Source organism: Actinosynnema sp. ALI-1.44, assembly GCF_001984155.1.
In the GTDB taxonomy this organism is placed as follows: Bacteria; Actinomycetota; Actinomycetes; order Mycobacteriales; family Pseudonocardiaceae; genus Kibdelosporangium.
The window spans coordinates 345,327-370,913 of sequence record NZ_MTQO01000047.1; the positions used below are offsets into that span (position 1 = coordinate 345,327).

Genomic DNA, 25,587 nt, shown 5'->3' on the forward strand with positions numbered 1-25,587 from the left:
CGCAACACCAGCCACGCCGGGCCGTCAGGAGCGATGGTTGCCGTAGCCGAACTCACCCTCGTGGAACACGTCGCTGTTCTCGACGGACTCGTACGTGACCCCGCATTCCTGACTGAGCACCGCATTCCCGAGGTTGGCGAGCGTGAGCCAAGTGGTGACAAGCCCACCGATGAGCAGGAAGGCCCCTGCCGTGCCAACCCCGGCCCGAAACGCCCACGCGACAACAATCATCAACGCGAGCGTGATAGCCGCGGTGAGCACGGCCCGGATGAGATAGGTCCGCCGCTCCCGCATGGTGTCCCTGCGCGACGCCGCGTAGATCGCCACAGTCGCCCCGCACTGCCAGCACTTGACAGCGACGACAGCGGGCTCAGTGGCGTGCCGAGCCAGCTCGTACACGTCACCACCCGGTTGTCTCATGTGTGTCACCCGCGCGGAAATGTGCGTAGCGATCCGGAACAAACGACTCCTCTCGACTCTCCCCTGTAGTTCGCGTGCGGTCCGGGCGGACGTGCCGAACCCTGAATCCTGCGCGAGCCCACGCGGACAGACAAGCACCCACCCGGACCAGACCGATGACCGGTGGGTTCGTGGCTACTGCGCCTGACCGGGCGGAGGCATCGCCCCTTCCGGCGGCATGCTGCTGACCAGCCCACCAGGCTCAGCCTGCGCGGACAGCGGTCCGGACGGCTGCCGGTCCCGAGGCTCGCCACCGACGAGCGGCGGCTGCTGCCCCGGCTGTTGATCGTGCTGTGCCTGCTGTCCGAACTCCGGCTGGCCAAGCCCGGGGCGAACTCCGGCGGTGGCGCCCCCACTGCCGAACGAATCACCGACCGGCCCGAAAACCATCGACGACGGAAGCGAGGCCCGGCCGCCCGCGGCGCCGGTGAGCCCCTGCGGCCCACCCTGGCCCGCAGACCCCGGCTGACCTGCGGAGAACGCCGGGTTCGCAGGCCCGGCGGCGTGGCTGCCGGTGCCGAACGGTGGTTCACCGGATGGAGTGGTCTGGCCCGCCAAGTCGAAACCCAGCGTCGGGGACAACGGCCCACCGAACGCTGAATGCCCAGCGGGCCCAGGGCCGCGCCTGCCCGCGCCGAACAGGGATTCGTCGCGCCTGGCCTGTTCCGGGGTGCCCGCGAATCCGGGGGATGAGGCAGGTGTGCCACCGGGTGGCGTGTTCGGCGGGTTGTCCGCTGGCCTGACGCCATGCCTCCCCGCGCTGAACGGCGGTTCACCGGATGGGGTGACTTGGTCCGGGGCGTTGAGCCCCTGTGGCGGGGGTGATGGCTCGCCGTGGGGCGTGTTGGGCGGGTTGTCTGCGCGGGCACTCGCGTGGCCTTGTGGTGGGGGTGGCGTGCCGCCCGGCGGTGTAGTCGGTGGGTTGTCGGTTGGTCCGGGGGCGTGGCTGCCGGTGAAGCCTTGTGGCGGGAGCGGTGTGCCACCAGGAGGTGTGTGCGCCTGGCTGCCTGCTGGTCCGGCGGAGCCGTGCGGCGCCGCCGGTGGGCCGCCGAATCCGGGTCCCCCGGGGCCTCCTGCCGGTCCTTGCGGGCCGGGAGGTGTCGTGCCCTGTGCGCCTGCTGGACGAGCGGGCGGTTGTCCGCCAGGCAGTGGTCCGCCGGGCGTACCCGGTGGCCTGGCTTGCTGGCCTTGGCCCTGCTGGCCTGGCGCTGGTGCGTGTTGGCCGGGCGCTGGTGGCTGCTGGCCTGGTGCCGCGGCCTGGTTGACCGGTGCCGGTGCCGGCTGGCCTGTTGGTGCTGCTGGCTGGCCTGTCGGCGGGGCCTGCGGGGCCTGGTCCGGCAGTGGCGGCAGCCCCGCCCTCGCCCTCAGCCACTCGGGGATGTGGGCATCCTCACGGGGGAACTGGCGCAGCTCGTCCTGGAAGCCGATCGGCGGCGGCACCCTGCGCCACCTCGGCTCGGTGTCCGGTTCGAACTCCGCGCTGAACTTCGACGGGTGATCCAGCAGGTAGACGCCGGAAAGCCAGGTTCCTCTGCCCGGCCGGTACATCGCCGCGCGCAGTTCTCCGAACAGGTCGACCACGTCCATCGGCGGCCGGATCGGGTACGGCTGGCCGTCGTCGCCCGCCACCGTCACGTCCACCTCGATGTGGCGACCGGCCGACCGGTATTCCGCCCTGACCCGCTTCCAGTTCGGCGGCACCGCGCCGAGCAGCGCCCGGCCGATCCGCCTGATCAGCTGCTGCTGATCACCCTCTGGCACGCTCATCTCCCCCGGTCCTCCCTGACCCCCAGCGTTCCTGCTGGGACCTTACAACTTCACCGGCGTTCGCCGGTCAGGTTCGTGCCGCCCGGGCCGCACTCGCGCGCCGTCCGTAGACTGGCTGGAAGCCGGTTGGGGCGGGAAGCCGGGCGGACGAGTACGGAGTGGAGCGACTCAGACGAGGTGGAAGCAGTGACTCTGCTTGAGAACCTGCACGGACCGACCGACTTGAAGCGCCTCGCCGACGAGGAGGTGGTCCGGCTCGCCGGCGAGATCCGCTCGTTCCTGGTGGACAAGGTGGCCAGGACCGGTGGGCATCTCGGCCCCAACCTGGGGGTCGTCGAGCTGACCCTCGCGGTGCACCGGGTGTTCGACTCGCCGAACGACGCGATCGTTTTCGACACCGGCCACCAGAGCTACGTGCACAAGATCGTGACCGGCCGCGGTGCCGGGTTCGACACGCTGCGCCAGCGCGGAGGCATGTCGGGGTATCCGTCGCGTGCCGAGAGCGAACACGACCTGGTGGAGAACAGCCACGCGTCGACCGCACTGTCCTATGCCGACGGTCTGGCGAAGGCGTTCCAGCTGCGTTCGCAGCGGCGGCACGTCGTCGCGGTCGTCGGTGACGGCGCGCTGACGGGTGGCATGTGCTGGGAGGCGTTGAACAACATCGCCAGTGACCACACACGGCCGATCGTGATCGTCGTCAACGACAACGGCCGGTCGTACGCGCCGACCATCGGTGGTCTCGCCGACCACCTGGCGTCGTTGCGCCTGCAGCCCGGGTACGAGAAGGCCCTCGAAGGCGGCCGCCGGGTGCTGCAGAACACACCTGTCGTCGGCAGGCCGATCTACGCGGCGCTGCACGCGGCCAAGCGCGGTATCAAGGACGCGTTGAGCCCGCAGATGATGTTCGAGGACCTCGGCCTGAAGTACGTCGGCCCGGTCGACGGGCACGACGTGCACGCGATGGAAGCGGCGTTGCGCCGTGCGAAGGAGTACGGCGGCCCTGTCGTCGTGCACGCGGCGACCCGCAAGGGCAACGGCTACGCGCCCGCCGAGAACCACGAGGCCGACCAGATGCACGCCACCGACGTGATGGACCCCATCACCGGTGAGCCGATCAACCCGAAGAAGAAGACCTGGTCGTCGGTGTTCTCCGAGGAGCTCGTCCGGCTGGGCGCCGACCGCGAGGACATCGTGGCGATCACCGCCGCGATGCTCGGCCCGACCGGGCTCGACAAGTTCGCCGCGAAGTTCCCTGGCCGCTGCTTCGACGTGGGCATCGCCGAGCAGCACGCGCTGACCTCCGCCGCCGGTCTGGCGATGGGCGGCATGCACCCGGTGGTCGCGGTGTACGCGACGTTCCTCAACCGGGCGTTCGACCAGTTGCTGATGGACGTGGCGCTGCACAAGCAGCCGGTCACGGTCGTGCTGGACCGCGCGGGCATCACAGGCCCGGACGGCGCCAGCCACCACGGCATGTGGGACATCTCGATCCTCGGCACCATCCCGGGTATCCGGGTCTGCGCGCCGCGGGACGCCAGGACGTTGTCCGAGTTGCTGCGCGAGGCGACCGACATCGACGACGGCCCGACCGTGCTCCGGTTCCCGAAAGCCGCGGTCGGCGCCGAGATCCCGGCGGTGGACCGCGTCGGCGGCGTCGACGTCCTTCGCCGCCCGCGGGAGAGCGAGGACATCCTGCTCGTGGCCGTCGGTGTGTTCGCCGAGCTCGGCTTGGCGGCCGCCGAACGTCTGACCGACCACGGGATCGGCGTCACGGTGGTCGACCCCCGGTGGGTGACACCGGTGGCGTCGTCGCTCGTGGAGATGGCGGCACGGCACCGGCTCGTGGTGACGATCGAGGACGGCGGCAGGCACGGCGGGTTCGGCTGGGCGCTCGCCGCGGCCATGCGTGACGCCGACGTGGACGTTCCGCTCCGGGACCTCGGTGTGCCACAAGAGTTCCAGGATCACGGTACGCGTGCCGAAGTGCTCGCGGAGCTTGGCCTGACCGCGCAGGACGTGGCCAGGCGGGTCACCGAGTGGGCCGCCGGGCGGCTCGGCGAGCCGGCCGCCGACGAAGTCAGAGCGTCCACGAAGGACTGAGCACAAGGACTGAAGCAGTGCGAGTTCTGGTAGTCGAGGACGAAGAGGCGCTGGCCGAGGCGATCGCCCGCGGCCTGCGCCGGGAGGGCATGGCCGTCGACGTCGCGCTCGACGGCGACGCTGGTCACGAGAAGTCCACGATCACGCGGTACGACGTGATCGTGCTCGACCGCGACCTGCCCGGGATGTCCGGCGACGAGCTGTGCCAGGAAATCGTCTCCTCCGGCGCGCTCACCCGTGTGCTGATGCTCACCGCGAGCGGCACGGTCGAGGACCGCGTCGAGGGACTGTCCCTCGGCGCGGACGACTACCTGGCGAAGCCGTTCGCCTTTCCCGAACTGGTGGCCCGCGTGCGTGCGCTGGCACGCCGCGCCACGCCTGCGACCCCGCCGGTGCTGACCGTCGGTGATCTCGAGCTCGACCCGGCCAAGCGCACGGTGAGCCGGGCAGGCCGTGCCGTCGAACTGACCAGGAAGGAGTTCGGCGTGCTCGAAGTCCTGCTGGCCGCGGGCGGATCCGTGGTGAGCAGCGAGGAACTGCTCGAGCGCGTCTGGGACGAGAACGCCGACCCGTTCACCACGACGGTCCGGGTGACGGTGATGACGCTTCGCAAGAAGCTGGGCGAACCCGGTCTGATCGACACCGTGGTCGGCTCCGGCTACCGGGTACCGGTGGCCGGCACCGAAGCGGGGTGACCACCCAGCGCGGGCTCCGCCTGCGGGTCCGCATCACGTTGCTCGCCACCGGGTTGGCGGCAGCGGTCAGTGCGATGTTGTTGTGGCTCGGCTGGTTGCTCGCCGGTGACGTGGTCGGCTCGGTGCCGAGCCTGCCGGGAGACACGCCTGTCGTGGTCGGTGGCAGGCAGGTCGACGCGTCCGAACTCGCCAAGGTGCTCAAGGACGACGCGCGCGAACGAATCCTCGTCTACGGCTCCATCGCCTTCGCGGCGGTCGTCGCCGCGGCTGCGCTCCTTTCCTGGACCCTCACTGGGCGGATCCTTCGTCCACTGCGGGATGTCACGACGACGGCCCGCAGGCTGTCGGCCGAGTCGCTCGGCGCCCGCATCGCCTATGAGGGCCCACGCGACGAACTCGCCGAACTGGCTGACACCTTCGACGCCATGCTCGCCCGCCTACAGGCGGCGTTCGAATCCCAGCGCCGCTTCGTAGCCAACGCCAGCCACGAACTGCGCACACCGCTGTCGGTCATCCGCACGGAGTTGGACGTCACGCTGGTCGACCCAGACGCGGACGTAGCGGAACTGCGTCGGATGGCAGGCGTTGTGCGAGCCGCGACCCTGCGATCCGGCCAACTGGTCGACGCCTTGCTCCTACTCGCCCGTACCGACGGCATGGGGGTAGGCGTCCGTGAACCCGTCGACCTCGCCAGCACGGTGGCCACCGCCTGGCACGGCGTCCGAGCTGAAGCCGAACCCCGCGGCATCACCCCGACCTTCCACGCCGCCCCCGCACCAGCAGTGGGCGACCCAGCCCTGCTCGAACGTGTAGCAGGCAACCTCCTGGAGAACGCGGTCCGCCACAACATCGACGGCGGTTGGATAGATGTCCGAACGTCAGCCACCCCGGAATGGGCGACGCTGAGAGTGAGCTCCTCCGGCCCGCACATCGACGCAGCCCGCGTCGGCGAACTCTTCGAGCCCTTCCGCCGAGGAGGAGTCGACCGCACGGCCCACACCGGCACAGGCCTGGGCCTGTCGATCGTAAGGGCCGTCGTGATCGCGCACCGCGGCCAAGTCAGCGCCTACCCGGTGCCCGATGGCGGCCTGTCAGTCGAAGTCCACCTCCCCGCGAAACTCTGAGTAAGAATCGCTGCCCGAGCCCGGTCGGTATGCCCGCAGCTCTGGTCGGCTACGCGCTTGCGGAGATCTCTGGGTGATTGTCGGTGATAACGGTCTGGTCTGGTCGCTGTGCACGTAACCGCAGTCAGCCCTGGCTGGCCCCTAGCCTCCGCAGACCTGGGCCAGCCCCGAGACAACTGCCGCCGGACCACGACTGGCGTCGCCCGCGAAAACCGAGCGCGAACCGGTCGCCGTGCGCCTCGGCCGCTTCGGTGAGCAGGTCGGCCAGTGACTTGCCGGGGGCCGCCACGAGTAATTGTCAAGACCTGTGGATCAAGATCCTTTAGGAGGGACCGGTGGCCGAGTGCTGTCCGGCGGTGTGTTCGAGATTTTCGGTCATCTGCTGCAGGACGCGTACGGTTGCGTGGTAGTCGTCTTCGGTCAGGCCGGTAAGGCTGGTGGAGCGGATGGCGTGCACTTTTTCTTCGACTGCGGCGTGTCCGGCCCGGCCGGCTGGCGTGAGGGTGTAGCGCCCGGTGCCGTCTTGGGTGAGCCAGCCGCGGCGGGTCAGCTCGCTGGTCGTTTCGTCGAGGTTGATCGCGCCAGGGCCCCAGAAGGGGCGCATCGCCTTGGTAAGCGCGACTGCGTCTTGCGGTGACTCGCGCAGGACGTTCATAGCCTGCCAGTGCCGCCGCGTCAGCTCTTCTGCGGCGAGGACGCGGTTGAACGCCGCCTCGATGAGACGGTCGAGGTACTTGAGCCAGTAGCCGATGGGCCGTTCCATCTCCATACGCCTTCCATGTAGATGTTGTTTAGCAAGTAACTGTATGAGCATATGCTGGGCTCCATGGGACGTGACGGCGATGAGCACATCGAGGCGGTGGAACGCGCCATGGTGGCTCTGCGCCGTAGCCAGAGCCGGCGCACCCTCGCCCGTCTTGCCGCCGCACGTCAGCCGGCCGGATCTGGCGGCGACCGCAGGACAACGGCACCGGGGGCCAGTGCCGACGTGCTGGACGCCATCGAGGAAGCCGAAGACGCGGGCAAACCGGCGACCGTCACCAGCGTGGCCGCCGCGCTGGGCATCGACCAGCCACGTGCCAGCAAGCTGGTCGCCACGGCCGTGGCGGCGGGGCTGGTGCGGCGCAAGGCCGATCAGGCCGATGGCCGCCGTGCCCTGTTGGTGCGCACGCCGGCTGGGCGGCGTCTGTCAGCGGAGGTACATGCCTTCCGGCGGCAGGTCGCCGACCAGGCCATGGCCGGCTGGCCGACTGGCGACCGTGCTGAATTCGCCCGCCTGCTCACCAGGTTCGTGGAATCGCTGGGCGCGGTAACCCGCTGAAGCGTCCTGTCAGGCTGCTTCGGACTGGCCTTGTTCCCCGCCGGGCCGCCGCGAGGACCGGGGCGCGCATGCCACGGCGGGCGCAGTCGCGCAGCAGGTCCGCCCAGGACTGGACCGATTCGCGGTAGCCGTCGGCCAGGGCGACCAACTCTTTGCGGCCGTCGGCGCACGCCGATCATCACCAGCAGGCAGAGTTTGTGTTCCTCCAAACGGATGTTGATGTGGATCCCGTCCGCCCACAGATACACGAAGTCCACATCGGACAGATCCCGCTGGCTGAACGCGTGCTGTTCCGGCCTTCCACGTCTCGGAACCGCTGCCGTTCGCCCGTGTCGGGATCGACGCGCTTGTCGTTGACCCGCGGCATCGTCACCTCGACCGGGCCGGCCGTGGTGGTCACCTCCCGCGGTTGGTGGTAGCCGTTGCGCACCACCAACCGGTGGCCATGCTCGTCGAGTTCCTCGCGAAACCGGGCGAGGTAGGCCTCGACCTCGGTGTGCACCGCCTCGGCCAGCATCCGCTGCGCACCCTGTCGCACCAACTCGTCGATCAACGACATCGAACCAACCGGACGGTCATCACCTGCTGCCGGGTCGGGCACTACGCTGAACATGGGGCCGTACCTTCCCGACCGACGCGCCAACGTCGGCCTGCTTGAGAACCTTCACTCGATCACCGGGAAGGTGCGCCCCCTCCCAGCCGATCCACAGGTTTCAAGCATTGCTCGGCCGCCACCCGCACGCCGACGACTACCTGGGAAACCTGCTGGTGGCTTGCCAGCAGGTCATGCTCCCGGAACATCGTGTCACCACCAACCACCCTGAGTCGGACCAGGCGAACAACGCTCGCCTGGTCCGGAGGGTGAGCGGTGCTCACCCTCCTGTGGTCGCGATGGGCGGCCGCACGGTCAGTGTGTTGTCAGGTCGTGGATCAGCACTCGGGCCGTGGACCCGTGTGCCGTCAACGACGATCAGCCACATCGACCGTGTCGACCTGGTTTTCGCTGTGCACGCCACGAATAGGTCGAGCCTTGGGCCAACGTTCCTTGTGATGCTGGCGGTCGATCGCATCCGCCAGCATCATGGCCGCGCCGCCAAGGGCTGGGTCATAACGGAGAGTGGGACCACGGTGGTGGCGTGTGGTCGCAGCATTGCATGGAGTGTCCTTTCTGAACGCCTGGCCCATGGGCGGTGAGGCGTGGCGCTACTGTTCTTTGGTGCACATGTGTTGGGCTGTCACCACATCCTGATGGCTGTGTTCATCTGTTCCCACCTCATTCCCAGACCTGGATGGCTCTCACCACGAAGGGCGCGTCGGGTATGAACGTGCCGCCTTTGGGGTACGTGGTGAACTCGGCCTCCGTCGAGCAGGCTTCTCCTTGGTAGACAGTGACATCCTTCGTCAGTCGGTTCGCCATCGATCGTGCTACCAGGCCGTCGAGCGGTAGGCAGTCGCCCGGGTTCGCTGTCTCCAAGGTGTGTCTGGTGGGTGTTCCGCCGTAGTTTTCTTTGGGCCATAGGCAGAACTCGCCGCGATTGCAGGTGGCGGCCGGGTCCGCCGCGCTGGCGGGGAGGGCTGGTAGGAGGACGCCTGCGGCGAGCAGGCCGGTGAAAAGGGCGCGCTGAATGAACTTCGACATGTGAGATCCCCTGAGTGAACGCGTTCGTTGATCGCGGCCACCGTTCGGCCGCGCTCTTCAAGATTGCCCGGGTTGGGGGCTGGTGTCCGCCGTTTTTGAGTTGATCACTCTATCGTGTTCGGGGGAGTCGCTTTCGTAACTCTATGGCGTCGCCTGGCGCTTTCACCTTGATGTCGTTGTCGAAGTAGACGTACGTGTCCGTGTTCCAGTTCCGGATCCTGTTGGCCCACTTATCAAGCGCGGCATCGGTGTACCCGCTTGCGTAGATCTCCGTGTCGCCGTGGAGTCGGATGTAGGTGAAATCCGTTGTTATTTCATCGAAGAAGGGGAACTTTCCGGCGGTGTCCGCGATGACCGACGCGGCTTCGTGGCGGCGCAGGAGGGCGCTGAAGGCGGGGTCCGCGAAACTCGGATGGCGTACTTCGAACGCGTGGCGAAGCGGACGGTCCGTGATCACGTCGAGCCACGAGCGACCGTCCAATCTGGAGTCGTGGCCCGCCGCGAGGTCGGCGGCCTCGGCGGTCGACCGGGGCAGCATGCCGAGGAAACCGGCGAACAGGTCCTCGTCGAACGGGAAGTTGCCGGGGAACTGCCACAACACCGGCCCGAGTTTGGCTTCGAGTGCGAGCACACCGGACGCGAAGAAGTTGGCCAGCGGCACCTCGACGTCACGCAGTCGCTTCATGTGCGTGATGAAACGGCCGCCCTTCACGGCGAACACGAAGTCGTCAGGCGTCTGCTCGGCCCAGCGGAGGTAGCTTGCCGGCCGCTGCAGCGAGTAGAACGAACCGTTGATCTCGACCGAGTCGACACGGCGGGAGATGTACTCCAGTTCCCGCCGGTGTGGCAGGCCGTCCGGGTAGAACACGCCACGCCACGGCGGGTACAACCAGCCTGAGGTTCCGATCCGGATCACAGGGTGGTTGTACCCGCCGGACCCGGTCACCACACGTCGACGAACACCGGATTCGTGTAGCACCACAGGTCTTTGAACGGGTCGGACGCGCCGATGACGTCGGCGATCGGCTCGATCCCGCCGCCTGCGTGGCGGTTTCCGTCCGTACCGCGGACGCGGGCGTAGAAAGGTGCCCTGACGTTGCGGAAGGTGTGCTGGAAGACCACCGTGTGGCCGGGCCACCACCTGCGCGGCTCGAAGGATTGCGCTACTCTGGTCGCGGGGGCAGCGGACACATCCGGTTCAGCGGTGCCTGTGACCTGACCGTGGATCAGGTCGAGGCGACGCAGAGCGGGGACGGATCCGCTTCCATTGGGTCGACGGGCCAAGCGTGCGACGATGACGACAGTCACGGACGAGCCCTTGCGGACCCGGATGCGGTCGCCGTATGTGGCGAACTGACCATCGCCATGAGCGGCCACTTCGAGGTTGTCGACCAGGCCACCGTGGGTTACCCAGACCCGGCCGGCGCGTAGGGCGGACGCGACGGCTGTATGGGTACGAGCGGTCGCGCCGACGTAAGTCCGGCTGAACTCGCCCGGGTAGAAGTCGGCGTAGGGCGCGAACAGTTGGGGCACACCGGAGTTGACCGGGTCCGGATATTTCCCGGTCTTGTCGAAGTAGCCATCGGGCACGGCTGGCCTGGTCAGCACGTCGCCCCTGTTGTAGTGGGAGTCGGAATTGCTCGTGATCCAGAAACCTTTGCCCTCGGCCAGAAGGGAGTCCCAGACGCCACCCAGTCGCGCGGTCATCCAGTCGAAGCCGCCGTAGGTCCGGTACGCCTCGACCGGGTAACCGGGCCACGAGTCAGCACCGGGGTTGTTGCCGTACCCGCCGCGCGCGCCGCCGTTCCCCTTGGGCTTGGGGAAGCCGTCGGCCTGTGCACCGGGTGCGCCTTCCATACCGATGACAAGACCGGTGTCGCGTAACGCGCGTAGCTCATGCGGAGCGACGCGACCGTTGCGGGTGGGGTGGTTCACGACGACGATGGGGTCGCGTGTGTTCTGTCGTAGCCAGCGGACGGCGGCGAGTGCCTTGGCCTCGTTCTCGGGCGAAACCGAACCGGAGTCGGTCAGGCGGGAGTCGTACGTGCGCTCGAACGTGCGCAGCAGAGCGGCTTCGTCGGCACCTGGGGCGAAGAAGACGGTGGCGTGCTCGGCGCCGGGCACGTTCCACTCCATTCCTTGCCACAACAGGACATCGCGGTGCTTGCGGCGGGCGGCTCGGACGTCCACATTGGTCGGCTCGACGGAGGACTTCTCGTGTGCTGGGTAACCGTGGTCGGTGATGACCAGCCAGTCGACGCCGTGGAGTCGCGCGCCTGACACCACGTTGTCCACCGTGTACATCGCGTCATACGAGTACTGGGTGTGCGTGTGGTGATCGCCTACGAGCCAACGGTAACGGTCGCGGCCGAGCAGACGCCCCATCTCACCGGTGATGTCGGCGTCCAGCGGTGCTGCTGGTGTGGCGGCGGCCTCGCCCTGGGCCGCGGTGGTGCCGATCAGTCCGGCGGCACCGGCGAGCCCGGCGCGTCGCAGGAAGCCTCTTCTGTCGTGATCCATGCGGCGGACCGTAGGAGGGAGAAGTGGATCATTAGTGGCCGTCAGGTTGACGGCGTCTGTCACGTGTGCCGGGTGGTGTCGAGCAGTTCTCTGACGACCTGTCGCGCGGTGTGCACCCGTGCCTTGACCGTGCCTTCGGGAATGTTCAGCTGCTCGGCGGTCTCGGCGTAGCTGAGCTGTGAGATGTCACGCAGGACGAAGGTGGCGGCCGGGCGGCGAGCTGGTCGTCGACGCCGATACGCGCGGACCGGCGCTTGAGCGAGCGGTAGGTGTCCATCGTGTTGTTGCTCACCACGGTGTGCAGCCACGTGCTGACCTTGCTGCGCCATTCGAACTGGGGCAGCCGCTCGGGTCCGAGCAGTCCAGGCCGGGCGCGATTGTGGACGAACGCACGGAGGTCTACGGCCTCGGCGTGCTGGCTCACCGGCTGTTCACGGGCGCGTCCGTCGGGGAGAGCGGCGGGACGCCGATGCCGCAGGCGGTTGCCAGGACGGTCTCGCGGGCCTTGCGGTCCGACCCTGACAAGCGCTGGCCCGACGTGCGCACGGATACCCAGCCGGGCGCGACACCTCTGCCGACTGCCGGTATCACGCCGTCGATCGGAGGCTCGGCCAGCGAGGCGCCGCCGCCGTCCACAGGCGGACCGCCGTCGACGCCGGTCCCGGTCGATCCCGACACCTGCCGGGCCCGGACCTGGTCACGCTGCCGTGGAAGGGTGGCCCGGTCGGCACCGACGGCCAGGTCGAGGTCGGTCCGATCAACGCGGCGTCGCAGTAGCCGCGGTGGTGACTCGGGTCACGTGGGGATCTCTCCCATTCCTGCCAGTACGGCGGTCGACCAGAGACGCTGCGAGATCGGGCCCGGACACGCGGTAGGGCGGCCGACCGGAGCCGACCGCCCTACGAAAGAACCCGCTCAGGACGTGGGAACGCTTGCCACACCCTGGTCGAGGAAACGTTTGCCGGTGACGCGCTCGGAAATCCCGGCACGGTCGAGGTACGGCGTGATGCCGCCGAGCCAGAACGGCCAGCCCGCGCCGAGGATCAGGCACAGGTCGATGTCCTGAGCCTCGGCCACGACGCCTTCGTCCAGCATGCGGCGGACCTCGTCGGCCAGCGCGACCAGCGTGCGGTCGAGCAACTGCTCGCCCGTGGACGGCGAGTCGCCCGGCTTCCAGAGCGCCGCGACCTCCGGGTCCAGCGTCTGGTTGCCCTGCGCGTCCCACTGCCACACGGCGGTCTTGCCCGACTCGACGAAGCGCTTCATGTTCTCGCTCACGCCGAACCGGTCCGGAAACGCGTTGTGCATGATCTCCGCGACGTGCAGACCCACCGCCGGGCCCACCAGTTGCAACAGGACCATCGGCGTCATCGGCAGGCCGAGCGGGTCGAGTGCGTGGTCGGCGACCTCGAACGGCGTACCTTCGTCCAGCGCCGCGGTGATCTCACCGAGGAACCGGGTCAGCAGCCGGTTGACCACGAACGCGGGCGCGTCCTTGACCAGCACCGAGGACTTCTTCAGCTCCTTGCCGACCTTGAACGCCGTCGCCAGCGTGGCGTCGTCGGTCCGGTCGGCGCGGATGATCTCCAGCAGCGGCATGACCGCGACCGGGTTGAAGAAGTGGAAGCCCACGACCCGTTCCGGGTGCTTGAGCTTGGCGGCCATGTCCGTGATGGACAGTGACGAGGTGTTGGTCGCCAGCACGCACTCTGCCGAGACGTGCTCTTCGACCTCGGCGAACACCTGCTGCTTGACTTCGAGGTTCTCGAAGACCGCCTCGATCACGAAGTCCGCGTCGGCGAAGGCGACCTTGTCCAGCGAGCCGGACACCAGTGCCTTCAACCGGTTCGCCTCGTCCGGCGAGATCCGCTTGCGGCCCGCCAGCTTGTCGACCTCGGTGCGCACGTAACCGACGCCCTTGTCCACACGGGCCTGGTCGATGTCCGTCAGCACAACGGGAACGTGCAACCGCCGGGCGAACAGCAACGCCATCTGGGACGCCATCAGACCGGCGCCGACGATGCCGACCTTGGTGACCGGCCGCGCCAGCGACTTGTCCGGCGCACCGGCCGGGCGCCGGGCGCGCTTCTGCACGAGGTTGAACGAGTACAGGCCTGCCCGCAGCTCGTCGGTCATCAACACGTCGGCCAGCGCCTCGGTCTCGGCCGCGTAGCCCGCCATGAGATCGTTCCGGCGCGCCAACTCCAGCAGCTCGACGGCCTTGGACGCGCCGGGGGACGCGCCGTGCGTCTTACCGTCCACAATGGCCTTCGCGCGGGCGATCGCCGCGTCCCATGCCTCGCCGCGGTCGATTTCCGGCCGTTTCGGTGTGGTTTTGCCGTTGACCACGTCGGCCAGCCACAGCAGCGACTGCTCCAGGTAGTCGGCGGACTCGAGCAGCACGTCGACGATGCCGAGCTCCGCGGCCTGCGCGGGCTTGAGCATCTTGTTCTGGCTCAACGCGTTCTCGATGATCACCGTGACGGCCTTGTCCGCGCCGATCAGGTTCGGCAGCAGCTGCGTGCCACCCCAGCCGGGGAACAGGCCGAGGAACACCTCGGGGAACGAGATCGCCGCCGCGTTGCTCGCCAGCGTCCGGTAGTGGCAGGACAGCGCGAGCTCGAGGCCGCCGCCCATCACCGCGCCGTTGACGAACGCGAAGGTCGGGATCTCCGAGTCGGTGAACCGCCGGAACACGTCGTGGCCGAGCTGGGCGATCTGCAGCGCGGTCGCCCGGTCGGCGACCTGCTCGACACCGGTCAGGTCGGCGCCGACGGCGAAGATGAACGGCTTGCCGGTCACCGCGATCGCCGCGGGCTTGGCCGCGACGGCCTCCTCGAACGCGGCGTTCAGGCTGGTCAGGCCGCCGGGGCCGAAGGTGTTCGGCTTGGTGTGGTCGAACCCGTTGTCCAGGGTGATCAGCGCGACCGGGCCGGTGAGGCCCGGTACGGTGATCAGCCGCGTGGTCGCCTTGGTGACGACCTCGTCGGGAAAGACTGCGGCAGTCACTTCGTGCCCCCGTTCCAGTTCGGGTTCTCCCAGATCACGGTGCCGCCCATGCCGATGCCGATGCACATGGTGGTGATGCCGTAGCGGACCTCGGGGTGCTCGGCGAACTGCCGCGACAGCTGCGTCATCAGCCGCACGCCGGACGAGGCGAGCGGGTGGCCGGTCGCGATGGCGCCGCCCCACTGGTTGACCCGGGGGTCGTCGTCGGCGATGCCGAAGTGGTCGAGGAACGCGAGCACCTGCACCGCGAACGCCTCGTTGATCTCGAACAGGCCGATGTCGTCGATGGTCAGTCCGGCCCGTTTGAGAGCCTTCTCGGTTGCCGGCACGGGGCCGACGCCCATCACCTCGGGCTCGACACCGGCGAAGGCGTAACCCACGAGCCGCATGCCGATCGGCAGACCGAGCTCACGGGCGGTCGCCTCGTCGGCCAGCAGAGCGCCGGTCGCGCCGTCGTTCAGACCGGCGGCGTTGCCCGCGGTCACGCGGCCGTGCGGGCGGAACGGCGTCTTCAGACCCGCCAGGGTCTCGACTGTGGTGCCCGGCCTCGGCGGCTCGTCCTCGGTCGCCAGACCCCAGCCCAGCTCGGCCGAGCGGGTGGCGACGGGCACGAACTCGGGGCCGATCTTGCCTGCCTTCACGGCGTCCGCGTACTTCTCCTGCGAGGCCGCGGCGAACTTGTCCGCGCGTTCCTTGGTCAGGTGCGGGAACCGGTCGTGCAGGTTCTCGGCGGTCTGGCCCATCACGAGCGCAGAGGTGTCCACGAGCTTGTCGGCCAGGAAGCGCGGGTTCGGGTCCACGCCCTCACCCATCGGGTGACGACCCATGTGCTCGACACCGCCCGCGATGGCCACGTCGTACGCGCCGAACGCGATACCGCTCGCGGTGGTGGTCACGGCGGTCATGGCGCCCGCGCACATGCGGTCGATGGCGTAGCCCGGCACCGACTTCGGCAGCCCGGCCAGCAGTGCGGCGGTCCGGCCGATCGTCAGGCCCTGGTCGCCGATCTGGGTGGTCGCGGCGATGGCGACCTCGTCGACGCGCTCCGGCGGCAGCTGCGGGTGCCTGCGCAGCAGTTCGCGGATCACCTTGACGACCAGGTCGTCCGCGCGGGTCTCGGCGTAGATGCCCTTCTTGCCCGCCTTGCCGAACGGCGTGCGCACGCCGTCGACGAAGACCACATTGCGAAGGGCGCGCGCAGCACTGGTGGGTGCTGGTGCGGCCACGGCAAGTCCTCCCTCGTGTCTGGTGGGTTACCCGCCGGTAGGGCGGCCGTGCCGCCAACTCTAGTCCTTGTTACCCGCCAGTAACTACCTTGGTCCCTCTGTCGTGTGTGTCACGCGTACGTCAAGAGAGCGCCGGCCCTCGATTTCACGTTATCGCCGCGGGTGTTGACGTGCGAGCCCGGTGAGGAGGCCCGGTACGGAGTTGTCCACAGGCGGCGGTTGTCCCCAGGACGTCCCCCTGCGCACTTCCTTCCCCACCGCCAACCCTCGTAGCCTGGAATCAGGGGTCCCCCTTGCGGGCAGGGGGAGGTGCGGGGTGGATTGGGAGCGGTTCCAGTGCCCCTTCGCTACTCGGACTGAGGCGTCGCGTGCAGCGCCTTGCTCAGCGGCTCTGCCACCAGGTCGACCTGCCACTCACGCGCATTGCCCGCGCGCAGCGCCGTCGCTGTGCCCTCGACGTCGATGGATGTCGGCGGCGTCCAGCAGATGCGGCGGACCAGGTCGGGCTGGACCATGTTCTCGACCGGCAGCCGCAGCGATTCCGCCAGCGCCGAGAGGCTCGCCCTTGCCGCGGACAACCGGGCGGCGGCGGCCGGGTCCTTGTCCGCCCAGCGGTTGGGCGGGGGTGGGCCGTCCTGTTGCGGGGACGGGTCCGGAAGTTCGTTGCGGGGCAGGTCGGCCGCTGTCTTCAGCGCCCGTGCCCACGTCCCGGCGAGGCGCCGCTGGGATCGGCCGCGGAACACCGGCAGCTTCACCAGGCCTGTTTCGTCGATCGGGGCGGCGACCGCCGCGTCCACGATCGCGCTGTCGGGCAGCACCCGGCCGGGCGCCACGTCCCGTTCCCGCGCGATGCTGTCGCGGACTTCCCACACGGCGCGTACGAAGGCCAATGCACGGGCCCCACGGGCCCTGTGGATGCCCGACGTGCGCCGCCATGGCTCCTTGCGTGGCTCCGGTGGTGCGGCGTCCCTGAGGGCCGCGAACTCCTGCAGCGCCCATTCCAGCTTGCCCTGGGACGACAGTTCGGCTTCCAGCGCGTCGCGCAGCGGCACGAGCAGTTCGACGTCCAGCGCCGCGTAGTTGAGCCACTCGCGTGGCAACGGCCTGCGCGACCAGTCCGCCGCGCCGTGGCCCTTCTCCAGCCGGTAACCGAGGACTCGCTCGACCAGCGTGCCCAACGCGACACGGTCGAAGCCCGCCAGTCGCCCGGCCAGCTCGGTGTCGAACAACATGCTCGGTCGCAGACCGAGCTCGGCGAGGCACGGCAGATCCTGGGATGCCGCGTGCAGCACCCACTCGGTGTCGGCCAAGGCCTCGATCAGGGGGTCGACCTCGTCGTTCAGCGCGACGGGGTCGACGAGCACTGTTCCTGCGCCCTCGCGGCGCAGCTGAACCAGGTACGCCCGCTGCGAGTACCGGTATCCGGACGCGCGTTCGGTGTCGACCGCGACCGGCCCATGACCCGCCGCCAGAGCTGCGGCCGCGCGCCGCAGCTCTGCCGGCTGAGTCACCACAGGTGGCGTGCCACCCGCTGGTTCGACCAGAGGAATTGGTTCCGGCTGGTCGCTTGTGGGAGATCCGGGTGTGCTCACGGCGGGAAACCCTACGTCAGGGTCACCCGCCGGTCGCACGCTTTCGGGCGAACAGCGTTTCAGCGGATCACGCCGGCACGCATGGCCAGCGCGACCATCTGGGCCCGGTCACCGGTCCCGAGCTTCCTGCCGATGCGCGACAGGTGGCTCTTGACGGTGAGTGCGGACAAGTTGAGAGCCTCGCCGATCTCCTTGTTGCTCTGGCCATCGGCGACCAATTGCAGCACCTCAACCTCACGGGCGGACAACTCACGAGGTGTGTTGTCGGTCCCCGGAACCCGGGTGCCCGTCGCGAGCACGGGAGCGACACTCGGGTCGGCGTAGACGCCGCCCTCGAGAACTCGCCGCACTCCGTCGGTCACCACCACCGGCGATGCGGACTTCAGCAGGTAGGCCTGGGCCCCTGCCTGGAAGGCCGAACGCACGGCGTACGGGTCGTCGGACGACGCCAGCACCACGATCCTGGGCCACCCGTGGCTACGGAGTTCCGTAACCAACTCGATGCCCGAGCCGTCGGGCAGCCCGAGATCGAGGATCGCCAGGTCGCATGGCCCAGTGGCCAACGCCCGCGCCCTCGCCTCGGCCACCGAAGCGGCCTCGTGCACCGTGCCCGCGCCCATCTGGGTCAACCGAGCAGCTATCGCCTCCCTCAACAACGGATGGTCATCGACCACCAACACCGAGAACAACTCTTCCCGCGGGTGCGGGACCATGTTCGCCGGCAACGCGCCGGCTGGCGTGGTTCGAACGGCCTGACCTAAGCCGACGGCAGCCACGTCACTACCTCCCTGGAGTCGGTCGTGCCCCCCGACCGGCACCGGGACTTTCCGCCAATCAGCCGCGCCGCTGATGGACCGAAAGTGGTGTCGACGAGGGCAGCCTAGCCGCCCAAGCGGGTCAACGGGACGATCAATCGGGTATGTATCCGATCGGGTTGTGACTTTCTGGACGTGTTGTCACACGATCAGGTGACTCCGGTATTGGTGAAGTAACGCAAGCATGCCCCAACGCGATGGAACGAGGTCATGGGTAATGAAGTCCGCAGGATTCGACCGTGCGGTGGCCCTTCTCCGAACGACCCAATTGGCTGATGGTCACAACGACCTGCCATGGGCACTGAGGCTGATCGGTGGTCCGGATCCGGCCACGGCCGTCGGCTCGACCGACCTGACAGTTGCGCAACCGGGGTTGCATACCGACATCCCCCGGCTGCGGCAGGGCGGAGTGGGGCTGCAGTTCTGGTCGGTGTACGTCCCGTGCCAGTTCGAAGGCCATTCCGCGGTCACCGCCGTGCTCGAGCAGATCGAGGTTGTGTACCGACTGGCGGAACGCTACCCCGCCGAACTCGCGATCGCCAGGACCGCCGACGAAGCCGAAGAGGCCTTCCGATCAGGCAAGATCGCCTCGATGCTCGGTGCCGAGGGCGGTCACTGCATCGCCGAGTCGCTGGGTGTCCTCACCGCGCTGAGGCGGCTGGGGGTCCGCTACATGACCCTCACCCACAACCTCAACACGCCGTGGGCGGACTCCGCGACCGACGACGAGGTGCACGGCGGGTTGACCGATTTCGGCCGCGACGTCGTGCGCGAGATGAACCGGATCGGCATGATGGTCGACCTCTCCCACGTGGCCCCGGTGACGATGCGGGCCGCCATTGAAACGTCACAAGCGCCGGTGATCTTCACGCACTCCTCCTGCCGCGCTGTGAACGATCATGTACGCAACGTGCCCGACGACGTGCTCGGCTCGCTGAAAGCGAACGGAGGTGTGTGCATGATCACGTTTGTGCCGAGTTTCGTCTCGCCGTCCTTGCGTGAATGGGACGAATCGGTCCAATCGGGGATGGCGGCCGAGGGGCTGGACTACCGGGATCTGGACGCCCGGACCAAGTTCGTCGAGACCTGGAACGGACCGGCGGAGCCCAAGGCGACGCTCGACGAGGTCGTCACCCACCTCGACCACGCGCGCGAGGTCGCCGGGATCGACCACATCGGCCTCGGCGGCGACTACGACGGTGTGACGTCGTTGCCCGAAGGGCTTGAGGACGTCTCGAAGTACCCGGCCCTGCTGGGTGCGCTGCTCGACCGCGGCTGGAGCGAGGAGGACTGCGCCAAACTCGCGGGCCGCAACGCCATGCGGGTGCTCCGCGCGACGGAGGAAGCCGCCGAGCGGCAGTTCTAGTTCTTGAAGAGGGTCACCCCGACCGGCGGCAACCCGACCACGCTGGCCAGCAGGTCGCAGAAGGCCTCGCCGTGTGGTTTCAGGTCCGCCGTTCGGGGGGTCCACGACGCGCGCAGTTCCAGGTCGTCGGTCCTCGCCGGACCGGCGATGTCGCCGAACCGGGCGGACGACGTCTCGGTGACGGTCCCGCCGAGCGCGGTGAACTGGGCGCCGGACGCTTCGAGCGCGTCGGTCAGCCACGACCAGCCGACGGCGGGCAGCAGCGGGTCCGCGGCCAGTTCGGCGTCCAGTTCGGCACGGACGAACGCGACCACGCGCAGCGCTCCGTCCCACGCTTCCTGGCCCTCCGGGTCGTGCAGCAGCACGAGCCGCCCGGTGGCCAGCACCTCGGCCGGGCCGTTCACCTCCGCCGTGATCGCGAAGGCCCACGGCGCCAGCCGCTGCGGCGGGCGGACTTCCTCGAGCTGGACCTCGGTGCGCGGCCGGAGCGACCGCAGCGCCGCGACGGCCTGGCGAAAGACCTCGGGTGCTTCGGGAGCCTGGGACGCAGTCACGACAGGTAACTGTAGGACCACCCGAGTCAGTGAGCCGGGATGGCACGCCGAGCAGATCCGTATACGTTGGGTCGATCAAGTGGTTCGGTGTTCGTGACCACGTACATGCGCAAGTGTGGTGCTCGCGCGTGGTCGTCGGGCGTCATTCCGCCGGTTCGGTGTGTGGAACGATGGGGAAGGTGACCACCGCATCGCCCGTCCGCCGGGATCTCGCCAACGCTCCGTTGCTCGCCGCCGCGAGCGGTCAGACCCCTGAGCGCACGCCGGTGTGGTTCATGCGGCAGGCCGGTCGCTCGTTGCCCGAGTACCGCAAGCTTCGCGAGGGCGTGCCGATGCTCCAGGCGTGCTTCACGCCCGAGATGGTCGCCGAGGTCACCCTCCAGCCGATCCGCAGGCACGACGTGGACGCGGCGATCCTGTTCAGCGACATCGTCGTACCGCTCAAGGCGGCCGGGATCGACCTGGACATCGTGCCGGGCACCGGGCCTGTGGTGGCCTCGCCGGTGCGTGACGAGCGTGCCGTGAACGCGCTCCCGGTGCTCGACCCGGCCAGCCTCGACCCGGTCGCCGACGCGGTCCGGCTGTTGACCGCGCAGTTGGGGGACGTGCCGCTGATCGGTTTCGCGGGTGCGCCGTTCACGTTGGCCTCGTACCTGATCGAAGGCGGCCCGAGCAGGCACCACGAGCGCACGAAGGCGTTGATGAAGGCGCAGCCGGACGTCTGGCACGCGCTGCTGACCCGGATCGGCGACTACACGCTCGAGTTCCTCGGTACCCAGATCGGTGCGGGCGTCGACGCCGTCCAGCTGTTCGACTCGTGGGCGGGTGCGCTGTCCGAGGCCGACTACCGCGAGTTCGTGTTCCCGCACTCCCAGCGGGTGCTCGCCGGGCTGGCGTTCGCCGGTGTGCCGCGGATCCACTTCGGTGTCGGCACGGCCGAGCTGCTGCCCGCGATGCGCGAGGCCGGTGCGGACGTGGTCGGCGTGGACTGGCGCCTGCCGCTGGACGAGGCCGTGCGCAGGCTCGAGGCCGCCGCCCCGGACGCACCGAAGCCGGTAGTGCAGGGCAACCTCGACCCTGCGGTGCTTTTCGCGGGTTGGGACGTGGTCGAGCGTGAGGTACGGCGGATCGTCGCGGAGGGCAAGGCCGCCGCGGGGCACGTGTTCAACCTCGGCCACGGCGTGATGCCGGACACCGACCCGGCCGTGCTGACCCGAGTCGTCGAGCTGGTCCACAGCATCCGCTGATGTCCGCACGAGTTGTCGCTCCTCGAGTTGTTGTCGTCGGCGGTGGGATAGCCGGTCTGGCCGCCGCGTACCGGATGCGGGTTCTGCGGCCGGACGCCGAGATCACGGTCGTCGAGTCGTCGGCGCGGCTCGGTGGCAAGCTCCGCACGCGTGAGTTGGCCGGTTCGGCGGTCGACGTCGGCGCGGAGGCGTTCATCCTGCGCAACCCGGCCGCTGTCCGCCTCGTCGACGAGCTCGGTCTGAGCGAGCGCTTGGTGCACCCGGTGCTGTCGGCCGCGACCGTGCACGCCGCGGGGCGCACGGTCGCGTTGCCGAAACGCACGTTCCTCGGCCTGCCTGCCGGGCCCGACGAGGTGCGTGACGTGCTTTCCCCGTCGGCGACGGCGAAAGTGGCCGCCGAACGGGACCTGCCGCCGCTGGCGGTGGAGCAGGACCCGGCAGCGCCCGACGTGTCGGTGGGGCAGGTGATCGCCGAGCGGTTCGGCCGGGAACTGGTGGACCGTCTCGTCGAACCGCTGCTGGGTGGCGTGTACGCGGGCCGTGCCGACATGCTCGGTCTGCGCGCCACCATGGCGCCGCTTGTCGGCACGCGTCAGACGTTGACCGAGGCGGTCGGACGCGTTCTCGGGCCGCCACGGGAAGGCGCTCGGCTCCCGGTGTTCGGCGCGCTGCGCGGCGGAATGGACGTCCTTGTCGACGAACTGGCCAAGCGGTCCACGGCGGATGTTCGCCTGGGTCTGCCCGTGCGGGCTCTGACGCGGACCGGGCAGCACGGCTGGCGGCTGGAAATCGGCAGCGCGGCGGCGCCGGGGTTCCTCGACGCCGACGCCGTCATCCTCGCGGTTCCCGCTCCGGCCGCACGCAAGCTGCTTGAGGACGTGGCTCCTGTGGCGTCCGCCGCTTACGGGCGAGTGGAGGTGGCGTCGATGGCAGTGGTGAGCCTGGCGTTGCCACCGGACGCGGTCCTGCCGGACGCGACGGGCGTGCTGCTGGCCGTGGGGGAGCGGCACGCCGATGGAACCCCGTTTACTGCAAAGGCTTTCACGTTTTCCAGTCGGAAGTGGGGCCGTACCAGGGGTGAACCGGTGCAGTTGCGCGCGTCCGTCGGGCGCTACGGCGAAGCCGCGACCCTGCAACGGGATGACGACGAGCTGGTCGCCGACGTGCGGTCCGATCTGTGCGAACTCACCGGAGTCGACGTTGCGCCAGTCGAGCGAATCGTGACCCGTTGGGGTGGTGGCCTTCCCCAATACGGACTCGAGCACACCGGGGCCGTCGCAGTGATCATGGACACGGTCGCCGAAATCCCTGGTCTCGCCGTGGCCGGTGCTACTTTGCGAGGTGTGGGTATACCGGCGACCATCGACTCGGCAACCGCTGCGGCATCGGCGATCGGCGCTTACCTGGCGTCGCGATCGGGCGAAATTGGTGCGCCGAGTGGCCTAGTGGGTGACTAACCGCCTGTGCTACAGTGCGGCACCGTTGTGGTCTTTTTCCTGGTGACTCACAAAAGAGCATCGTGGTGGATCTCTTGCGGGCGTCGCGCTTTATTTGAAAAGTATTCGACACCGGTGGAGTGACGTGAGATTTCTGGGTGACCGGCACCAGGGCCACGGCTCTATCCGGACGCGACTCACGATCGTCGTGGTGTTTTCGGCGGTCGCTCTGCTGGTGATGTGGGTCGCGGTCGCCATGCCCCGGCTGTACGACGCGATCTACTTGCGCAAGGTCAGCGACGCGATGCAGGAGATCGTGCCGAAGGCCGTCCGCGCGCTGAGCACGGTGCAGGCCGAACGGGCCCAGAGCCTCGCGGCCGCCGGGTCGGGAGCCGAGCTGGCCAGCGCCCGCAACCGGACCGACCAAACGCTGCGTGAGGTGCGCGAGCTGGTCGAGCCGCTGATGCCCAGCGCCCCCGATGCCGTGCGTGACCGGCACCTGACCTTCGTCAGGACTTTCGACGAGCTGCCCGCCGTCCGCGCCCAAGCGGACACGAAGGCGATCACCCGGTCGGAATTGTACGCTTTTTACAACAAAGTTGCCGATGTCAGCATCGCTGTTTTCGATAGTTTCGCGAGGGCTGTGCCGGATCAGCGGACGGCGTTCAGCGGGGCCGAGGTGATCTCGCTCTTCCGGGCGGCCGAGCTGATGTCACGAGCGAGTGCGGTGGTCGGTGGCGCTATTACCACCGGTGCTCTCAATCAAGCGGACCACGCCGAATTCGTCCGGCTCTCCGGCGCCTATCGGCAGCAGCTCGAATTGTCCACACAAAACAGTTCGCGTGATGTCCGGTCCGCCTACCAGGAGTTACTCGGCGGCGACGACTGGAAACGGCTGACAACGGTGGAGGGGACGCTGATCAGCCAGGGTCCGTGGACCGTCGTCGCGCAGCGCAACCGGACTGAGGGGCAACTCACCGCGCCTCCGGTGAGTGATCAGGAGTGGCGTGACGTCACCGGGAAGGTCTACACCAGACTGGAGCAACTCGGTGTCCGCCAGTTCGACGACTCGGCCAGGCTGGCCGACGACGAGTCCAGCTCCGGGCTGACCGCGGTGATCATCGGCAGCGCGATCGCCTTGCTCGTCGGGCTCCTCACCATCGTCACCGCGTTGCGGATCATGCGGGACACCGCGCGCAGACTGACCAGGTTGCGGTACGAGACGCTGGAACTGGCGGTGGAGAAGCTCCCGCCGATCGTCGGCAGGCTGCGCGGCGGCGAACAGGTCGACGTGACCACCGAACTGCCGGTGCTGGACTTCGGCAAGGACGAGATCGGCCAGGTCGCCAGGGCGTTCAACGCCGCGCACGCCACAGCGGTCGAAGCGGCAGTGCAGGAGTCACAGGCACGGGCCGGTGTGCGCAACGTGTTCCTCGGCATCGCGCACCGCAGCCAGGCACTGGTGCACCGGCAGCTCAAGATCCTCGACAAGCTGGAGCGCGAGCAGGAGGACCCGCAGCAGCTCGACGACCTGTTCACCCTGGACCACCTGGCCACGCGCGCACGCCGCAACGCTGAGAACCTGATCATCCTCGGCGGCCAGCAGCCGGGCCGGGCGTGGCGCAAACCTGTTCTGCTCGCGGACATCCTGCGTGGCGCGGTCGCCGAAACCACGCAGTACAAGCGAATCCGGCTGCAGGGTGTGCCGCGTGTGCTGCTTGTCGGCACGGCCGTCGCCGACACCATGCACCTGCTGGCCGAACTGCTCGACAACGCCACGTCGTTCTCCCCGCCGCGGTCGCACGTGCGGCTGTCCGGCGAGCACGCGGCGAAGGGCATCGTCGTCGAAGTCGAGGACAACGGGCTCGGCATGGGCGACGACGAACGCGACCAGCACAACGTGGTGCTCGCCGATCCACCGGACTTCGAGTCGATGGCCCTCAAGGGCGACCCGCGCCTCGGCCTGTTCGTGGTCGCGCGACTGGCCGCCCGGCACGGCATCAAGGTGGAGTTGCGGTCGTCCTCGTACGGTGGCACCAGGGCGATCGTGTTGATCCCCGCGCCGCTGTTGGTCGAGGCAGGCGACGAGGACACACTCGAGACGCTCCCGACGGCGCCGGCGGCGCGGACGGCGTCACCCGACGCGGAGTACGACGACGTGCTGCCGTACCGGGTTTCGCTCTTCAACCCGATGGGCGAGGCGGTGGACGAACCACAGCCGCCCGCCGAGCACACCGCTGACGCCGCCGCGGAGTACAGCACGAGTTTCGACACGGATTTCGACTCGGACGACGGGACCTGGTACGGCGAGCACGCCGCGAGCACCGCGAACTTGGCGGACGCCCACTCGACGGACGCACAGCAGTTCCAGTCCCCGGGGACCGAGCCGCGATGGCCGGAAGAAGACATGGTTGAACCAGAACCGCCCACGCCGAGTGTGCATCCCGTGCACACTCCCCCCGGGCTGAGCCACCCAGCACCGACGCCGCCCCGCGTCCCGCAGGCAGCGCCCCCGAACCTGGGCCCGCCCGACAGACCCGCGTTGCCGCGCCGCCGCAGGCAGGCCAGCCTCGCGCCGCAGTTGCGCGAGACCTCACCGATGCGGCCGGAGGACCACGACCCGGCAGGCGGTCGCTCGCCAGAGGAGATCCGCAGCATCATGTCGGCCTTCCAGCAGCAGACCCGGCGTGCACGGGATGAGGATCGGTAAGGGG

The 25,587-nt window shown here is 68.8% G+C and carries 22 protein-coding genes and 1 pseudogene; 9 read left to right on the plus strand and 14 right to left on the minus strand.

Translation table 11 applies throughout. The annotated features are described in order from the left end of the window. Window positions 1-24: 24 nt before the first annotated feature. A complete protein-coding gene (locus ALI144C_RS26725; RefSeq protein WP_143230879.1) occupies window positions 25-420 on the minus strand; it encodes a hypothetical protein in 396 nt (131 codons plus the stop codon). Between the two features lie 174 nt (window positions 421-594). After that, window positions 595-2,226, minus strand: coding sequence for a hypothetical protein (locus ALI144C_RS54660; RefSeq protein WP_076989912.1), 1,632 nt, complete (start codon window positions 2,224-2,226; stop codon window positions 595-597). 186 nt (window positions 2,227-2,412) lie between these two features. Between ALI144C_RS54660 and dxs the strand changes: the two genes are divergently transcribed. From dxs to ALI144C_RS26745, 3 genes are read left to right on the plus strand one after another with little or no spacing between them, the layout of a single operon-like run. Beyond that, a complete protein-coding gene (gene dxs, locus ALI144C_RS26735; RefSeq protein ID WP_076990068.1) occupies window positions 2,413-4,329 on the plus strand; it encodes a 1-deoxy-D-xylulose-5-phosphate synthase in 1,917 nt (638 codons plus the stop codon). 17 nt (window positions 4,330-4,346) lie between these two features. After that, the gene (locus tag ALI144C_RS26740) at window positions 4,347-5,024 is read left to right on the plus strand and encodes a response regulator transcription factor (protein WP_076989913.1); all 678 of its coding nucleotides are present in this window, start codon (window positions 4,347-4,349) and stop codon (window positions 5,022-5,024) included. Next, entirely contained in the window at window positions 5,021-6,148 is a 1,128-nt protein-coding gene (locus ALI144C_RS26745) for a sensor histidine kinase (protein ID WP_076989914.1), read from the plus strand. Before ALI144C_RS26740 ends, ALI144C_RS26745 begins: the two co-directional genes overlap by 4 nt. Window positions 6,149-6,470: 322 nt before the next feature. On the opposite strand, the gene ALI144C_RS26750 is transcribed toward ALI144C_RS26745, so the two are convergent. After that, complete coding sequence (locus tag ALI144C_RS26750; protein ID WP_202819064.1) at window positions 6,471-6,917, minus strand: MarR family winged helix-turn-helix transcriptional regulator; 447 nt, start codon at window positions 6,915-6,917, stop codon at window positions 6,471-6,473. 57 nt (window positions 6,918-6,974) lie between these two features. On the opposite strand from ALI144C_RS26750, the gene ALI144C_RS26755 reads away from it, so the two are divergent. After that, on the plus strand, window positions 6,975-7,469 hold the full coding sequence (locus ALI144C_RS26755) for a MarR family winged helix-turn-helix transcriptional regulator (RefSeq protein WP_076990070.1): 495 nt from the start codon (window positions 6,975-6,977) through the stop codon (window positions 7,467-7,469). Window positions 7,470-7,518: 49 nt separating this feature from the next. On the opposite strand, the pseudogene ALI144C_RS53560 reads toward ALI144C_RS26755, so the two are convergent. Continuing rightward, a pseudogene (locus tag ALI144C_RS53560) lies at window positions 7,519-8,028 on the minus strand (transposase); the annotation flags it as partial. A gap of 161 nt (window positions 8,029-8,189) precedes the next feature. On the opposite strand from ALI144C_RS53560, the gene ALI144C_RS54665 reads away from it, so the two are divergent. After that, window positions 8,190-8,663: a hypothetical protein gene (locus ALI144C_RS54665; RefSeq protein WP_143230880.1), complete on the plus strand. Its 474-nt coding sequence runs from the start codon at window positions 8,190-8,192 to the stop codon at window positions 8,661-8,663. Window positions 8,664-8,742: 79 nt separating this feature from the next. On the opposite strand, the gene ALI144C_RS26765 is transcribed toward ALI144C_RS54665, so the two are convergent. The 9 genes from ALI144C_RS26765 to ALI144C_RS26805 all read right to left on the minus strand — a co-directional run bounded on the left by ALI144C_RS26765 (window position 8,743) and on the right by ALI144C_RS26805 (window position 18,231). Then, a complete protein-coding gene (locus tag ALI144C_RS26765; RefSeq protein WP_076989915.1) occupies window positions 8,743-9,108 on the minus strand; it encodes a peptidase inhibitor family I36 protein in 366 nt (121 codons plus the stop codon). A gap of 109 nt (window positions 9,109-9,217) precedes the next feature. Then, window positions 9,218-10,024 (minus strand): DUF72 domain-containing protein, encoded by an 807-nt coding sequence (locus ALI144C_RS26770; protein ID WP_076990071.1) that lies wholly within the window; start codon window positions 10,022-10,024, stop codon window positions 9,218-9,220. A gap of 26 nt (window positions 10,025-10,050) precedes the next feature. Then, a complete protein-coding gene (locus ALI144C_RS26775; protein ID WP_076989916.1) occupies window positions 10,051-11,628 on the minus strand; it encodes a histidinol-phosphatase in 1,578 nt (525 codons plus the stop codon). Window positions 11,629-11,687: 59 nt separating this feature from the next. Further along, the gene (locus ALI144C_RS26780; RefSeq protein ID WP_202819065.1) at window positions 11,688-11,936 is read right to left on the minus strand and encodes a sigma factor-like helix-turn-helix DNA-binding protein; all 249 of its coding nucleotides are present in this window, start codon (window positions 11,934-11,936) and stop codon (window positions 11,688-11,690) included. Between the two features lie 112 nt (window positions 11,937-12,048). Then, window positions 12,049-12,306, minus strand: a complete 258-nt coding sequence (locus ALI144C_RS26785; RefSeq protein WP_076989918.1) for a hypothetical protein — start codon at window positions 12,304-12,306, stop codon at window positions 12,049-12,051. Between the two features lie 237 nt (window positions 12,307-12,543). Beyond that, the gene (locus ALI144C_RS26790) at window positions 12,544-14,637 is read right to left on the minus strand and encodes a 3-hydroxyacyl-CoA dehydrogenase NAD-binding domain-containing protein (RefSeq protein ID WP_237774322.1); all 2,094 of its coding nucleotides are present in this window, start codon (window positions 14,635-14,637) and stop codon (window positions 12,544-12,546) included. Then, window positions 14,634-15,863: a thiolase family protein gene (locus tag ALI144C_RS26795; RefSeq protein WP_076989919.1), complete on the minus strand. Its 1,230-nt coding sequence runs from the start codon at window positions 15,861-15,863 to the stop codon at window positions 14,634-14,636. The genes ALI144C_RS26790 and ALI144C_RS26795 overlap by 4 nt, the downstream gene beginning before the upstream one ends. Before the next feature lie 347 nt (window positions 15,864-16,210). Next, window positions 16,211-17,455: a ribonuclease D gene (locus tag ALI144C_RS26800; protein WP_076989920.1), complete on the minus strand. Its 1,245-nt coding sequence runs from the start codon at window positions 17,453-17,455 to the stop codon at window positions 16,211-16,213. Between the two features lie 59 nt (window positions 17,456-17,514). Then, complete coding sequence (locus ALI144C_RS26805) at window positions 17,515-18,231, minus strand: response regulator (RefSeq protein WP_037262141.1); 717 nt, start codon at window positions 18,229-18,231, stop codon at window positions 17,515-17,517. A gap of 256 nt (window positions 18,232-18,487) precedes the next feature. On the opposite strand from ALI144C_RS26805, the gene ALI144C_RS26810 reads away from it, so the two are divergent. Then, entirely contained in the window at window positions 18,488-19,636 is a 1,149-nt protein-coding gene (locus ALI144C_RS26810; RefSeq protein ID WP_076989921.1) for a dipeptidase, read from the plus strand. Here the strand turns inward: ALI144C_RS26810 and ALI144C_RS26815 are convergent. Then, window positions 19,633-20,190: a DUF3000 domain-containing protein gene (locus tag ALI144C_RS26815; protein WP_076989922.1), complete on the minus strand. Its 558-nt coding sequence runs from the start codon at window positions 20,188-20,190 to the stop codon at window positions 19,633-19,635. The genes ALI144C_RS26810 and ALI144C_RS26815 overlap by 4 nt on opposite strands. Before the next feature lie 179 nt (window positions 20,191-20,369). On the opposite strand from ALI144C_RS26815, the gene hemE reads away from it, so the two are divergent. The 3 genes from hemE to ALI144C_RS26830 all read left to right on the plus strand — a co-directional run bounded on the left by hemE (window position 20,370) and on the right by ALI144C_RS26830 (window position 25,583). Continuing rightward, the gene (hemE, locus tag ALI144C_RS26820; protein WP_193441230.1) at window positions 20,370-21,437 is read left to right on the plus strand and encodes a uroporphyrinogen decarboxylase; all 1,068 of its coding nucleotides are present in this window, start codon (window positions 20,370-20,372) and stop codon (window positions 21,435-21,437) included. Then, the gene (gene hemG, locus ALI144C_RS26825; protein WP_076989924.1) at window positions 21,437-22,894 is read left to right on the plus strand and encodes a protoporphyrinogen oxidase; all 1,458 of its coding nucleotides are present in this window, start codon (window positions 21,437-21,439) and stop codon (window positions 22,892-22,894) included. Before hemE ends, hemG begins: the two co-directional genes overlap by 1 nt. A gap of 124 nt (window positions 22,895-23,018) precedes the next feature. Next, window positions 23,019-25,583 carry a nitrate- and nitrite sensing domain-containing protein gene (locus ALI144C_RS26830; protein ID WP_076989925.1) on the plus strand — a complete coding sequence of 855 codons (2,565 nt, stop codon included), beginning with the start codon at window positions 23,019-23,021 and terminating at the stop codon, window positions 25,581-25,583. Window positions 25,584-25,587: the final 4 nt, after the last annotated feature.